The 14,653-nt window shown below is 69.3% G+C and carries 9 protein-coding genes; 4 read left to right on the plus strand and 5 right to left on the minus strand.

Features of this window, described 5'->3' with window-relative positions:
- Nucleotides 1-16: 16 nt before the first annotated feature.
- The 3 genes from HET64_RS09365 to HET64_RS09375 are packed head-to-tail and all read left to right on the plus strand — an operon-like array spanning nucleotide 17 to nucleotide 5,065.
- A complete protein-coding gene (locus HET64_RS09365; protein ID WP_251145046.1) occupies nucleotides 17-586 on the plus strand; it encodes a hypothetical protein in 570 nt (189 codons plus the stop codon).
- On the plus strand, nucleotides 583-3,654 hold the full coding sequence (locus HET64_RS09370; RefSeq protein WP_215103668.1) for a hypothetical protein: 3,072 nt from the start codon (nucleotides 583-585) through the stop codon (nucleotides 3,652-3,654). Before HET64_RS09365 ends, HET64_RS09370 begins: the two co-directional genes overlap by 4 nt.
- Nucleotides 3,647-5,065, plus strand: coding sequence for a Wadjet anti-phage system protein JetD domain-containing protein (locus HET64_RS09375; RefSeq protein WP_215103670.1), 1,419 nt, complete (start codon nucleotides 3,647-3,649; stop codon nucleotides 5,063-5,065). Before HET64_RS09370 ends, HET64_RS09375 begins: the two co-directional genes overlap by 8 nt.
- A 139-nt stretch (nucleotides 5,066-5,204) precedes the next feature.
- On the opposite strand, the gene HET64_RS09380 is transcribed toward HET64_RS09375, so the two are convergent.
- The 5 genes from HET64_RS09380 to HET64_RS09400 all read right to left on the minus strand — a co-directional run bounded on the left by HET64_RS09380 (nucleotide 5,205) and on the right by HET64_RS09400 (nucleotide 13,665).
- Nucleotides 5,205-6,239: a hypothetical protein gene (locus HET64_RS09380; RefSeq protein WP_215103672.1), complete on the minus strand. Its 1,035-nt coding sequence runs from the start codon at nucleotides 6,237-6,239 to the stop codon at nucleotides 5,205-5,207.
- A gap of 128 nt (nucleotides 6,240-6,367) precedes the next feature.
- Nucleotides 6,368-7,141, minus strand: coding sequence for an ATP-binding protein (locus HET64_RS09385; RefSeq protein WP_215103674.1), 774 nt, complete (start codon nucleotides 7,139-7,141; stop codon nucleotides 6,368-6,370).
- On the minus strand, nucleotides 7,138-8,658 hold the full coding sequence (locus HET64_RS09390; RefSeq protein WP_374105549.1) for a Mu transposase C-terminal domain-containing protein: 1,521 nt from the start codon (nucleotides 8,656-8,658) through the stop codon (nucleotides 7,138-7,140). Before HET64_RS09390 ends, HET64_RS09385 begins: the two co-directional genes overlap by 4 nt.
- Before the next feature lie 562 nt (nucleotides 8,659-9,220).
- Complete coding sequence (locus tag HET64_RS09395; protein ID WP_215103678.1) at nucleotides 9,221-12,430, minus strand: AAA family ATPase; 3,210 nt, start codon at nucleotides 12,428-12,430, stop codon at nucleotides 9,221-9,223.
- On the minus strand, nucleotides 12,427-13,665 hold the full coding sequence (locus HET64_RS09400; RefSeq protein WP_215103680.1) for a DNA repair exonuclease: 1,239 nt from the start codon (nucleotides 13,663-13,665) through the stop codon (nucleotides 12,427-12,429). The genes HET64_RS09395 and HET64_RS09400 overlap by 4 nt, the downstream gene beginning before the upstream one ends.
- A gap of 124 nt (nucleotides 13,666-13,789) precedes the next feature.
- Between HET64_RS09400 and HET64_RS09405 the strand changes: the two genes are divergently transcribed.
- Nucleotides 13,790-14,611 (plus strand): hypothetical protein, encoded by an 822-nt coding sequence (locus HET64_RS09405; RefSeq protein ID WP_215103682.1) that lies wholly within the window; start codon nucleotides 13,790-13,792, stop codon nucleotides 14,609-14,611.
- Nucleotides 14,612-14,653: the final 42 nt, after the last annotated feature.

A 14,653-nucleotide genomic window follows, 5' to 3' on the forward strand; every position in this document is an offset into this window, starting at 1 on the left:
CGCCGTGGAGACCGCCATGCTCCCTGTGCGGCCGGCCCACTACCGCGCCCTCGCGGAGACCCCGCTGCGGGTCGTGGTGGAACAGGTCCTGGCCGCATCCGGACGCACTCTGCTCGCGGTCGGCGGCGGCTACCTCACCGGCTACACCGACGAGATCAGACAACGTCTGGCGCACGAAGGAATCGGGATTCTGCCGCGTGACGACCGCGCCGTCCTCACTCTAATCCTGCTGTTCAGCGTCGCCATTCCACGAGCGTCCGGCATCACCCTGCCTGAGCAGCTGTGGACCCAGGGCACCCCCGTGCCCAGGGATCAGCTCAAGGACTGCCAGGTGTCCGACGTGGCCCTCACCGGCGCGTTGCAGCGCCTGACCGACGCCGATCTGGTCCGCCGGACCAAACCCGGCTACGTCCTGGGCAACCAGTTCCTGCGCCTGACACCGGCCGTGGGCGCCGAGCTGTTCGAACAGCTGATCCTGCTCGCCGACCCCGACGGTCCCCTCGCCGAATCGATCCGTCGCCGCCGCGCCCTCCGCGCCGTGCCCCCGGCTGCCGCTCCCGACCACGAGGTGCCCGACACACCATGACTACTCCGCCCGCGTCCGATCCGTCCCGGGGCATTGTCGGCGACCGCCAACTCGTCGGTGTCCAGACCTTCGACATCGCCCGCCTTACGTCACACGCTGTTCCGATCCTCCCGGAGACCTTCATCGCCGTCTCCGGCCTCGGTCCCAAGGACGACTCGAACGGCTCCGGCAAGACCAGCTTCCTCATCGCCGTCTCCCTGCTGCTGGCCGACCCGCAGTGGCGCCTGGAGGCCAACGGGGGTCGGCACGCCAGCGGTATCCTGTTCCGTCCCGACGCAGCCGGCGTCGACCAAGCTCACCATGCCTCGCCGGTCACCCACGGCTACATCGTCGGCGTCTTCGCTCACCCCGCGGACCCCGCCACCAGCTCGTTGACCGTGTGGGTCCGCATCGCCACTACCGCCCCCTACCTGCAAGCCAATTGGACCGAGGGCCTGCACCTCGCCGACGCCCCCACCGATCACGAGCGCAGCATCCAGGCCGACGCCCTGTGGCGCGAGCTGGGCACACGCCAGATCCTTTCCGCCCGGGCCATGGCCGAGAAGCTCTACGGCACCGCCCCGCGCTGCCTCACCTACCTCGACACCGCCCTGCGCCCCCCCGTTCCCTCGCTGCTCAGCCAGCAGCTGACCGAGATGGAGCCCCACGACATCGGCCGGTCCCTGATCGCTCTGTCGGGCATGACACACCTGCTGGAGGAGGAAGAGGACCTGCGCGGCCAGGCCCTGGAACACCAGATCAACCTCGACAAGGCCCAGACGGAGCACGCCCAGGCGCTGCTCGCAGAAGACGACGTGATGAGAGGCGTGCAAGCCCGCGAGGCCGCCCGCCTCGCCCTCCAGCGCGGTCACGAGGCATGGCGCCGCTACCTTGCCGCCTCCTTCCGCGACGCCCACGACAGCGACCAGCGCATCGCCGCGGCCATGGAGGAGGAGAGGCAGGCGGCCGCGACAGTCGCAGACTTGGTGCAGGAAGCCGAGGACCATGTGACCTCGTTCGGTTCCGCCGCGGACCTCGCCACCCAGGAGAGCGAAGCCCGCCAGACGTGGTCCGACGCCCAAGCACATGCACGCGAACTGTCCAGCAAGATGACGGAGTTGACCACCCAGCAGGCGCTGCTGCACAGTCAGCGGACCACGCTCCTGCCCCAGGCACAAGGCTGGGACGGCAGCGACTGCGCCACCGCGGCCGCCCGCCTGGAACGATGCCAACGCGATCACGCCAAGGCTGAGCTGCAACGCCTGGATGCCGAAGACATCGCCACCCGAGCCCGCACGCACCTGCACAACGTCGAACGGGGCCGCAGTGGGAAGGCCGGCCACGCCATCGATCTGCTGAGCGAACACCGCATCCCCGCGCACGGCCTGCTCGACCAGCTCAACGTGGACGAGGCCGCCCGCCCCGCGTGGGAACCGCGTCTGGCGGCCTGGCAGGACGCGATCGTCGTCGAACCCGAGCATGAAGAAGAGGCCCGCCGCCTTCTGCATGCCGCTCTGCCCGGCGCGCAGATCATCTCGTCCGGCGAAGGGCAAGAACGCCTGCCCGAGGGCATGCACAGTACCCTGAACGTGGCACGGTTCCTCGGCACCCTTCAAGAACGTCTGATCCCCTCGGCCGACGGCGCTGCCGTCCATGACCAGGCGCTGGCGCTGACCGTGACGGGTGGCTTCACGACCCCGCTGGCCGGGCGCGAAGCCCGGCTCCGACAAGCCCGCGACGATCTCGCAGCCGCCGAGCAGGGCATTGCTGAGGCCGCCGAGGCAGTGACCGTTGCTGCCGCTGCCCTCACCCTGGCCACGACCCAGCACGTGGCCGCCGAGGCCGCTGAAGAACTCGCACGCCTCCGCACCCGAGAGAACGACCTTCAGACCCAGATCGACGAACTGACCGGCCGCGTCAACAAGGCCGCGCACGACGAACAGAAGCTCCAGCAGACCTGGAAGGAAGCCGTAGCCCGGCACGCCTCCCACGAGCAGCTCCTCGCCAATGCAAAACTCAAACTGGAAGCGGTCAGCAAGGCGCTCAAGGAACGGCACCGCACCCTGGCGGCTCTTGAACGCCAGCGCAGCCAAGTCGCAGCAGCTCAGTGGCAGCTGCAGTGGGACGGCACCCTCGAAGACGCCGTCCGCCTCTTGGATCCGGCATCGGACCAGGCTCGTTCACCCCGGCCGGCGACCCTGCACCGACAGGCGCAGGACGAACTACGCAAGGCCTACGAGTACTACGGGCTGGACGGCACCCCAGGCGCAGACGTCGGCGAAGACCTCCGCGCCGGAGAGGAGACGATGCGGGCCTTCTCCGACACCGACCCTACGGTCCTGCCCACCCTCACCTTCACCGACGTGGCAGCACCGCTGGACAACCGCCTCGCCGGCCACCGCGACCAGGACGAGGTGGCCGCAACGCGCATTACCCGCGACCAGCAAGCCCGGCAACAGGCGATCGCAGAACTCACCACCGGGGTCGCCACCTGCGTCCGCAACCTGGAAACCCTCCAGGACATGATCGAAAAGCACCTTGACGGCCTCTTCGCCCAGATCAGCGACGCCTTCAACGACCTCGATCTGCGTGGCGACGGCCACGGAGCCAAGCTCGAGCACATCAGCGTCCGCCCCCAGGGCGCCGGTGACTGGCAGTGGCAAGTCATCCCGCGGTGGAAACGCTCCCGCAGCGGCGGATATGTCTCCTACCGAGAAAACGCCAACAGCGCCCAGGTCAAGGTGCATGCCATCCTGCTGGTCCTCGCGGCACTCCTGGCCGACTCCCAGACCCAGGGCAGAGTCCTGATCCTGGACGAACTCGGCAACAGCCTCGGGGAGGTCAATCGCAAGGACATGCTCGCCGCCCTGCGCGACGTCGCCCGTGACCAACACCTGACCATCCTCGGCACCTGCCAGGACAGCGTCCTCGCCGACGCCGCCGATGTCTGCGGGGAGCTGTTGTGGTTCGTCCACGCATCAGCGGCCGACATCATCAACCAGCCCACCAACATCTGGGCCTTCGACAGCAACGGTGACCGTACCCAACTCACCGAAGACTGGATCACCGCAGGACGCGCCCATGCCTGATCCCACTCCCAGGCCGCCACTCCTCATCGGCGAGGCACACGGCCGCGAGACCGTCCCCTTGCGTAACCTGCCGCCGGGCATCACCGCCGTCACCCTGCCGCGCATCACCAAGGACGCCGACGACACCATCCACGTAAGCGTCCCCAGGGACCAGCGACGGCGGGTCAGTCCCCGGCAGGTCGACCTCGTCGCCGATCACCCCGTCAGCCCCTATGAGCCGCCGCCCGCCCTGACCACCCGACAACTGATGAAGGTCCTGCGGACCAAGACCACCAAGCGCTGGCCCACCATCCAAGCCGACCTCGGCGACAACGCCTGGCAGGTCGTGGTCGACCTCATCCGCTGCGGCGCCGTCATCCTGCGCTGCGACGTCGTCAACGGCACCGCCTACAGCCCGCGGTCCTGGACCCTGACCCAGTCGTGCGCCGAACTCGCCGAGGACAAACTCGCCGAACTCCAAGGCCGCCAGCACCCCGAAGACCTGCACCGCGAGCTCCTCGACGTCATGTCCGACATCCCTCAACTCGCCCATGAACACGCGCTGCTGGCCAAGACACCACCCGGGCGCGTCCTGAAAATCCCCGAAGGCACCGCCACACGAGCCGAGGACTGGCGCGTGTACGAGGTCGCCATCCGGGCGGCTGGCATCTGGTGGCCCGCCCAGGACACCCCCCGCAAGATCACCGCCAAGGAACTCGCCGGACGCAGCCTGCGCAACACCAAGAGCGCCTGGACCCCAGCCAGGCAACAGGCCTTCTCCAACCTGATCGGCATCCCCTTCGACCAGGCCGTCGACAAGGCCGACACCGAACTACGCATCCGCGGCCCCCTGCAGTGGCGCGTCGGAACCGTCATCGCCGATGCGGCAGCCTGCAACCCCTGGCTCGCCCTTCCCGCCCGCGGTGTCCGCGCCCTCGGCATGATCTCCTGTGACGCCCAGGGCATCTTCCTGATCGAGAACGAGGACACCTTCGAACAGGTCTGCAAGATCCCGGAGATCGCCGATACCTGGCTGTGTATCTGGGGCAAGGGCTACGCAACCGACGGGCTGGCCGAGTTCCTCCGCGGCCTCGAAGGCCTGCCCGTTGCGGCATGGGGCGACCTCGACGCCCACGGCATCCGCATCATCGGGAACCTCGCCGACCGCATCGGGCGGCCCGTTGCCCCCGTCGCTATGACCGTCGACCTCTACCGTGCCGGCACCAAATACCACCAGGAGCCCGCGAAACTGGAGGAGAACCGCAAGCTCGCCGCCCGGCTCGCGCACCAGGCCATCGAGGCCCTGCGCGATCTGGCCGACGAGATCGCCCGAACCGGCGGGCACGGCTGCGAGCAGGAGACCCTCTACGACGATGTCCTGCCCGCACTCCCGGGCCTGCTGAAAGCCGTGCCGGTGCCCGACAACTGCTGACCTTCCGGCACACGACAGAGCGGGGCGGTTGGGACTGTCTTCCACCGCTCCTCGCCCTCCCACCGTGGGCGGTGGCGGCCTCGAACGGCAACCTCAGCTGTGCCGTGTGGCGCGCAGTGCGGACGGTCGGCACCCCAGCTCACGGGACAAGCATGCTGGCGGGCCGGGTCAAGTCGAGTCGGGGCAGACGCCCGGCGTGTGCACGCAGATGGCGTGCCTCGGCGACCAGCACGGGGGCGAACACGCTGTCCCCGGGCTGGCCCGTCAGGCGGTGGTGGGCGCGGGCGCCGGCCAGCAGCTGGCGTGCCCAGGCAGGGACCGCGTACAGCGGGCAGCTGCGATGGCCGACCCCGTGGAGCTTGATGGCGGAGACGGCGCCGGTGATGTCGAGGTCGCGGGTGAAGCGCAGGCTGCCCAGGCCGACCCAGGTGAAGGCCAGCACGCTGAGCGCTCCTGCGATGAGCGGGTGCGCGAGAGTGGCCAGAGCGGTGGTGTCTTCGGACGAGAGCTCGAGGGCAGGGGCGGGTTGGGACAGCTGCGCTGTCGCCATCGTGCCGATGCAGGGGTGAGCCTGCCGTCGCGGCTTCATCGACTGCGGCAGGGCATCCGGCGGCTGCCGGGTGGGGGAGTGCCCCATCTCCACCTCCGCCGCTCCCGTCATCGCTGGCGTAGCGGGAGGAAAGGATGGGCGCGCGGCTATCGGTCCCGGCTCGGCGAGCAGCGCCTCGAACTGGTCCCGGCCGCTGATACGGCGCTCCACGCGAGCAAGCACCGGCGGCAGCCCACGCGAGGCCTTCTGCCACAGCAGCGTCAGCTGAGCCCCCGTCGACTCACGCCAGGCGAGCAGTTGGTCGATGCGCCGGGTGGTCAGCAGGTGGGCCCGGGGGACCACAACGTGCCGTACCCCCATCGCGATGCCCCAGGCAGCCGCGGCGAGCCAGGCCGCGTTCACCGAGTCCAGCCACACATCGGGGGAGTGCGGCCCGGGCGCCAGCCGCTTGCCTAGCGCATACAGCATGTCGTGCGCCAGCGCGGCCGGGCTGCCGCTGGCCGGCGTCGGCTGCACGGTGATGCGGCCTTCTGCGGGCCGGTGGGCCTGCAGCGCCGCCCGCGTGTAGAACAGGTCGTCCCGCTCATCCACCACGATCGTCACGTCGCCGTAGATCAGCGCCACCGCCTCCCTTCCGGCCGCGCACCACACACCGGCCCCGGACGCGGAGATGCCAGGGCCGGTCTGTGCGGCGTGCGAGGTTGTCGGCGGCGGCCCGGGTTCGCCGGGCCGCCGCGCATGTGCGGCCGTTGCTACATGCCGCCCAGCTTGCTGTACACCCAGTTGACGAGGTCCTGGCTGATCTCGGTCAGCCCTTTCTTCTGCATGCCGTTGAGCAGGTGCTTGGTGATGGTGGCCCAGTTGCGGAAGTTGCCGTGCGCCGCGGCCCGGTCGATGCCGCGGATCATCTGCGGGTCCACCCCGGCCCACAGGGAGTGGAACGCCGGCAAGGTGGCGACGACCTCCGCCTCGGGCATGCGCGTGAACTTCTGCCAGATGAAGATCCGCGACGCCAGCATCGGTTCGCGCTTGAGGACCCTGAAGCAGCCATCGCCGCCGGCGAAGATCACCGCGATATCGGTGTCGCGGTCGTCCCACAGGTGGCGCCAGTACTCGAACGAACTGCGGCCCATCCACTGCGCCTCGTCGCACACCAGCACACGGAACGTCTGCGACAGCGTCTCCTTCAGGAGCGTGTCGAATTCGATCGGCCGGGTCGGCGGTTCCCCGGGCAGCCCCAGGGCGTTGAACAGCCCGTGGCGGATGTCGCGGGGTGTCGGCCCCGAGCGCAGCTCCAGCCGGTAGGTGTAGTCGGGGGCGATCTTGCGCAGCGCCGAGTTCACCGACATCGTCTTGCCATACCCGGCCGCTCCGTAGGCGACCATCATGGCCTTGGCGTCGATCGTCGCCTGGACGTCGTCCAGCGTCGTCATGAGCGTGTCGGTGGCCACCAGGTGCGCATCGAGACGATGGAAGTGGTCCTCGCCCTCTCCGGGCAGCCTGCCGTAGTCCATGCCGCCGCTCACGGGCTCTCCTCAGGGGTGTCGTCCTCCAGCGCGTCTACGGTCGGTGGGATCGGACGGGCCCAGCCGTCCGGGACGGGCTGGTGCGGGATGTAGTCGGGATCGGCCCGCCGCAGGTCCGCAGTGGCCGATTCGGCAAGTTCCGCCTCGGCCTCCGCCTCGGTCAGTGTCCCCAGACGCTCGGGCGGGACAGCTGTGGTGACGGCCTCGAAGCGCTCACGGCGCAGCCGCGCCGCGGCCTTCATGTCCGCGCGAAGCTGCCGCGCCTTGGCGGTGCGGGCATTGCGAACCTTGCGGACCTGCTCCTCACTGGCCGCCTCGGCCAGAACAGCGCTGCCCAGGTGCACGCCGTCCAGGCCGAAGACCTCGATGGTCATGTCGTGGTGGGGCAGGTGGCGCACCGCGACACGGACGCCTGCCTGGCCGACCATCCAGGGGGCGATGTAGTGGCGGTTGCGCCACTGCACGCCCTGCGTGGTGATGGTGCGGGTGCGTCCGTCGTCCTCGAGCCCGAAATGGGCCAGCTGCCCGGCGGGCACGTCGTGCAGGGGAGTGGCGTCGCAGCGCCACGCCTCCATCGGGGTGCGGCCGCCCAGCGCCCTGGGCCGGTGCTCGGTGTTCCACCAGCGCACCCACTTCAGCAGCAGTTCCACGAACGCCTCGAAAGACAGGGCGGGTTCGTCCGAATCCGCGGTACGCCCGCCGACGAGCGTCTGCCGGTGCACGTAGCGCGGCATGGAGACGAACAGCATGTCCTCCACCGCGCCGTTGAGCGCCTCGATGGTGCCTTTCAGATACGGGCTGTAGGCCGGGAGATCGACGACGGGCACGGCGAAGGCGCCCAGGGCGGAGGCCACGGTGGCACACAGGAACTCCTTGCCGCGGTCCACCCGGATCAGACCCGGCAGACCGCCGGCCGGGCCGAAGGGCTCGGCCCGGTCCAGGGCCATCCGCAGGGCCGCCAGCACCGCATCTGCGCTGGGCGCATGAGGCGTCACGGCCACTCCCGTGACGACTTTGGTGTGACAGTCGATGAACCAGGTCACCCAGGGCTGCACAAGCTGGTCCTCGAGCAACACCCGCACCGGCACACACTTGTGGTCGCCCTCCCAGGCGACGTTACGGTGCGTGGCCGGGCGCTGCCCGAACACATCGAACGCCCGCCGGGCGGCCTCGCCCTTGGCGAGCCCGGCCCGCTGCCCGGGCGACAGGTCCCGGCGCAGCGCCCGGTGGATCGTCGACAGCGACGGAGCCGGTGGCAACTGGGGATCGGCCAGGGTCCGCTGCTGCAGCTCGCGGTGCACGGCGGAGGCGTTGCCTCCCCACAGCACCAGCAGCCGCCGCAGCTCCGGGGTGACACTGAACCGCGTCCGGGACGCTGCGCCAACGCGGCCGGTTGCGCGCGCCGTGGCGACCCACCGCCACACCGCCCGCTCCGAACGGCCCACGGCTGTGGCGACCAGCCGCACATGCGCACTGGTCAGCTCGCCGCTCCGGTCCAGCGACAGCAGCCGCGGCAGCGCGGCCAGCCGCCCCGAGCGGGCGGTGAAAACCGCAGTGCCAGCATCCTGCGTGCCGTTAGAAGAGTCACTCATGCGGTCTGCTCCTTACATGGATACGAAGCGCAGAGGAGGGCACAAGTGCCCTGCTTCTGCGGGGTATTGGCGACCGCTCGGAAAGGACGGCGCGGGCGGTCCGCGGGGCGCCGTCAGAGCCGTGACGCGCCGTCATGCCAGCAGGGCGGGCACGGCGGAGCCGTGAGCCCGCGCCGGGTGCGGGCGTCAGCAACTTCGCTGGGAAGAGGCGTGTCCGTCGACGGCCCGACTGCCCCCTAGGAGCACCTCTGCGCCGGGCTACCGGGGAGGAGCGGCGCCCGCCGTTCCGTCGGGTGGACGGTTGCGGTCGGCGCCGAGCCAGCTCTAGTCAGCGCCGGGCCGCCATGCAGAGGCGCCCCTGTGGCGGGGCGGGAAGGAAGTACCGGGCCTGCCGGTCGCCGCACGCGCAGTCACCGGCGTCCGAAGAGGACGTCCGGGGCCGGGAGACGGGCTCCTCGGCAACTGTGGTGGCCGGCCCGGTAACTGATCAGGTGTGTTCCAGCAGGCGCCGGACCCCGTCACGGATGACTGCGGTGCGCTCCTGCTCCGTCAGCCAGTCGGCCGTGGAACCCTGGGCGGTCTTGTCGACGAACAGCACGTCATCGACGGCTTCGGCCACCGGATACAGGTGGCTGATGACCGTGACCATCTTGTCCCGGGTGACACTGCTGCGCAGCACGGAAAGGGTGTCGTCCAGGCGGTCGGAGTCCAGCGAGCCGAACCCTTCGTCCAGGAACAGGCTTTCCAGCTTGCTGTTGCTGCGGCTGTGCAGTTCCACGAGGGCCAGCGCCAGCGCGAGGGAGGTCTGGAATTTCTCCCCGCCGGAGAGAGTCTCCGGGCCGCGCGTGAGATTCGTGGCTGACTCCACGATCTTGAAGTCCTCGGTGAACGCATAGAGCCCGGTGGAGATCTGCTGGAGGATGCGGCTGCCGTGGCGGAGCAGCGAATGGGTGCGCTGTTTGGTCAGATAGGTGAGGAACTTCGTGTCGGTGAGCTGTTCGCTCACCCTCAGCCACACCACGGCCTGCTCGTCCGCAGCGGTGATGGCAGCGTCCAGAGCCTCGGCGTAGGGGATTTGGGACTGCGCGGTACGCAGGTCGGACTTGGCCTTGTCGTGCGCCGCTTCCGCATCGCTCGTCTTGCGGCTGAGCGGGTCGAGAACGGCAGGTGCCAGCAGGTCGCTCTTCTCCGGTACGGGGAAGCCCGGGTCAGGGTCGGTTTCGTTGTGGGCGGCGTCGGCTTGGAGGGTGAGTTCCTTCCCGAACGCGTGGATCTCGTCGGCGGCCCGCTGCCGGGCTTGCTTCAGTGCGCCTGTCAGTTGCTGGCTCAGCGAGGACAGGGCCAGATGGTAGGCGTCGACCATGGCCAGGTCGGCCCCGTCCGGGGTCGGAGGCAGTTCGTTGGACGTCTCGCCGCCGAGGAGGCTTTCGGTATCGGTGGCGGTGTCCGCCCAACGCTCCAGTTTCTTGAGGAGATTCCGGACGGGAATCTCAACCTTGCGCTGGCGCCGTCCCTCCAGGGCCTGCCGGTGCTCGGCGTGCTCGGTGAGGGCCTGCTGTGCTTCGTCGTGAGCCTGTGCCGTCTGTTCGAGCCGTGCGAGGCGCTGGCCGGCTGTCTCCAGCGATGAGGCGATGTCCGTCGAGGAGGGCAGGGCCTGCGGCGTTTCCTGGGCGGGCCGGATCGAGGCCGGGAGGCTGGTGACCTCGGTCAGCAGGGTCTGCAGGTCGCTCTCGTACTGCAGTCGGGCCTTCTCCAGCCGTCTGCGTTCACGCTGCAAGCGGCCGCGCTGGCGATTGAGGCCGGCCTGGGCCGCCTCCTTCTCGGCCTGTGCCGTCGCCAACCCTGCCTGGGCGCCCGTGTGGGCGGCGAGCGCTTCTGCTTCGGCGTCGCGCAAGGGCTGCACGAGTGCTTTGACCGCACGGGTGATGTGGGCCCGGCTCTTGGGGTCGCCGCCCGTGAGGACACGCGCCTGCGCGGCCGTCTGCCGGCTCAGCGTGTCCAGAGCGGTGGCCGCGCCGGGCACGACGTCCGGTCGCATCGCGTCTACCAGCTCCTGCAGCTGGAGCAGTGCAGCGTCCATGCGTTCGAGAGCGGCCAGGTGCGCACGCTGATGCTTCTGAGCCGTGTGTCCGGCCGTGCTCAGCTGGGCTGTTGCCTCCGCCGCGGCGGTCACAGCCGTGTTCACGGCCTTGGAGTATTTGGTGACCTCACGTTTGACCTTCCCAAGGGCCTTGCCGTCCAACGGAGACGGGGGAGTGAAGTTGCTCGGGACGGGCCGGGTGCAGACCGTGCAGGCATCCCCCGGCACCAGAGCCGAACCTGCCATGTGGGCGGCATCGCCGCGCTCCAGCGCGGCTAGGTCGTCCTGGGCCGCGTCCCGTGCCCCGCGCAGTTCACACAGCTCGGCTTCCAGCCTGTCGACGCGGCCGCGTTGCTCCTCGGCCGCTGCGAGCGTCGTGTTGGCCGACTGCAGATGTGTCGCCGCAGCGGCGGCTTCCTGCAGCGCACCCCGGACGGCTTCTTGGACCTGGTCGGTGTGCGCGCGGGCCTGAGTCACGGTGTGCTGCGCCAGGCCGGCGTCCTCGACGAGGGCCGCCAAGCGCTCCTCGCGTTCGGCCAGCTCCTGCTGTGCTTGCTCGTGCTCCTGCTCTTGTTCGCTGTGCTGTAGCTGCTCCAGTTCAAGCTGCTGCGCGACGGCGTCCAACCCAGCTGTGCGGCCCGGCAGGCCGGACAGCACAGTCACCGCGCCGGACAGGGATCGGACCGTGTCACCGGCCTGCGCGGCCTTGTCCAGGGCGGCCTGTGCAGCGTCGAGCTCCATGCTCAGATCGCGCCCGGCCGCTTCCTGCACTGCGGCTTCGGCATCGAGTTCCGTCGTCACCTTGGCCAGCGTGGCCAGTGTGACAACCGCATCCGGAACGCTGCGCTCACGCAGCAGCCGCGCGGCCTTGTCCAGACCGGCTTTGCGGTGCTTGTGCCCGACGGCCCGCCCCTGTGCCGCGCGCAGAGCGGCCAGCCGCTCGCGCCGGCTGGCCGCGATGCCACGCGTACGCTCCACATCCAGCGCCGCTTGTGTGGCGACAGCATGGGGATTCCGCAGGAGCTCCGCCCGGGCGCTCCTGGCGTCGAGGATGCTCGTGCTCAGGCGATCCAGCCGTACGCCGGCGTGCTTGCGGACACGTTCCAGTTCGTTGATGCCGAAGACGTGCCGCAGGATGCCGGCACGGTCGCCCCTGTTCGCCTTGAGCAGGGTGTCGAACTTCCCCTGAGGCAGCAGGACCGTACTGACAAAGCCCTTCCAGTCCAGCCCGATGAGCTGGGTGACGGCTTCCGTCACCGCGCGCATGTTGTCGACCCGCAGGTCGGTGCCGTCTTCGGCCATGGACTCCAGGAGGGCCTGCGGCTTTTTTCGGTTCGCATACAGAGTGCGCCGCACCCGCCACGGGCGGCCGTTCGCCGAGAACTCGAACGTCACGTGCATGCTGGGGCAGCCGTTGCTGATCAGTTCGTAGGCTTCCTCGGGTTTGTTCGACCACGAGTTCGCCCCGTACAAGGCGAAGATGATCGCTTCGAGGAGAGTGGACTTGCCGGCCCCGGTGGGGCCCAGGATGGCGAGCAGACGCTTCCCGGTGAAGTCGATGGTGCAGGTACCGGGGTAACTGCGCATTCCGCTGACGATGAGCCGGCTGGGCTTCACGAGGCCTCCGTCCAGGTGTCTTCCAGCGCAGCGCGGAGCATTTCCTCGGCGTGTACCGGGGGCAGCGTCTCGTCGTCGAGCTCGTTGAGAAGGTGGGTGAATGCGGTGACGGTGGATTCCGCAACGGTGCCGCTCAGCCCCTCGCGTGCCAGATAGGCGCGGAAGGAGTCGGGGAGCTCCGGCTCTTCGCCGGGGTCACTGTCCATGACCGTGTCGTCGTCCGCTTCGCGTGCCGGTGCGGGGTTGATGAGGATCGCGTGCGGGACGACCTCGGCGATCTTGTGGCTGACGAGCATGTCTGGTTCCTCGCCGACGATCACCGGTTTGAGGAAGGTCCCGTCGTACTGGGCAGCTGACGCCCTGAGTTCGTCGAGGGTTCCGGTGAATTGCGTCAGGCGCCGTCCGCTCGAGAGCCGGCGAGGCAGGGCCCGCACCGGCCGTCCGGGTTCGGCGTCGACGATCACGACGCTCTTGAACTGGTCGGCTTCACCGAAGTCGATTGCGAGCGGACTGCCGGCGTAGCGGGCGGTGTACTTGGCGCCCCGCACCGGTTGCGGGCGGTGGATGTGTCCGAGAGCGGCGTAGGAGACCTCCGGAAGATTCTCGGGGCCGGTCTCGAAGTCGTCGTCCACGGCCCGTTCGCCCGGGGAGCGTGTGGCGCCGGTGACGTACACATGGGCTGCGAACAGCAGGATGTCCCGGTCTGGGTCGTACCCCTCGTGCATGGCCGTCATCAGCTCCGCCTGCAGCCCGCGCATTCCCTCGGCGTAGTCGGCGTACGACGTGTCGGTCGCGGAACGCTGCCAGAACCGGTTCGGATGCACGAACGGCAGGACCGCCAGGCGGATTCGCTGCTCACCACCGCAGGCGTCGAAGGTGAGGACGCCGCCCTCGTGCGCCGGGCGGAACTGGTCGGCGAAGAACAGGCCCCGGCCTCGGGAGGGGCCGGTCATGGAACCGAAGAACTCGAAGTACGCGGGGGAGTCGTGGTTGCCGGCCAGGACCACAGTGGGGGCGACGGCGGCGAGTTCGCTCAGCGTGCCCATGGCGCGCGTCATCGCCCGGATGCCGGGACGGGAGTGGTGGAACAGATCGCCGCTGTGGACGATCAGGTCCGGCCGGCTCTCCTGGGCGATGGCCACGATCTCGGCCAGGACGGCGTCGAAGTCCTCGTCGCGTGGATGCCCGTGAAAGACGTGGCCTAAATGCCAGTCGGAGGTGTGGAGCAGTCTCATGCCCGTGCGCCCTTCTGGGAAGCGAGGCGTAGGAGGGCACCGGTGGTGCCTTACGAGCCCGGAACACTACACCAAAAACACAGGAAGAAATCTGGTCGTCATGGGTCACTGCTAGCATGCAGGCATGGACGAGCATCTGGTCGCTCTCGAGAAACGCATGCAGCAGCTGCAGGAAGCGATCCGGCAAGCGCTCGCGGAGCACGACAAAACCCAAGCGAGCCTCCTGAGCAAGGAGCTGACGCGCACTCAACGCGCCTGGGACGTGCTGTGCGGTCTGGACGACGGCCCGGACAAGACAGAGGCCGAGCCCGCAGCACCGGCATCCTCAGAGCACGATGACAGCGCCCTGCCGGTGCGCGACCAGATCCAGCAGGCGCTCACTCTCCTCACCGTCCCCGCCGCACCCAAACTGCTCAGCCAGGTCCACCAGGCGTTCTTCTCCGGCCCGCTGAACACGGCACGCCTGACCACCCTGCGCCGCGACGAGGAACGCTCCTTCCGATCCGCTCCCTACGCACGCCCCTACTACATCTGCGCCGCTGTGACCTCCGACCTGCTCTCACCAGCCCGCGCCCTGCTCGCCCTGAGCACCTGGCCGCTGGAACAGCGCCTGGTGGGGCCGCTCACCCAGCGAGTCCACTTCCTCACCTCGGCTCTGCGGCTCGCCGACGCCGCCGAACACCGCCCCGGCGAACCCCAACCGTCGCCGCACGTCCAGCAACTCCTCCAGCACTACAGCCGCAACATCCACGGCTACACCACCCGCGGCCCGCTCGATCTGGACGCGCTGCGCCAGGCAGCCGCAGCCGAACTGGAAATCCACGCCGACGACGACGCTGACACCCGCGCCGAAGCCGCCCGGCGAGCACGCCAGCAACTCGGCGACGCGGAGCAGCTCTTCGGCAACACCCTGCGCAACGTCACCCGCATGCGCCGCACCGCTTAACAGCCCCGCAACCCGCACGGCTGTGCTCTGCCCTCCAAGGAA

Source organism: Streptomyces sp. McG3 (assembly GCF_018619185.1).
Classification (GTDB): Bacteria; Actinomycetota; Actinomycetes; order Streptomycetales; family Streptomycetaceae; genus Streptomyces.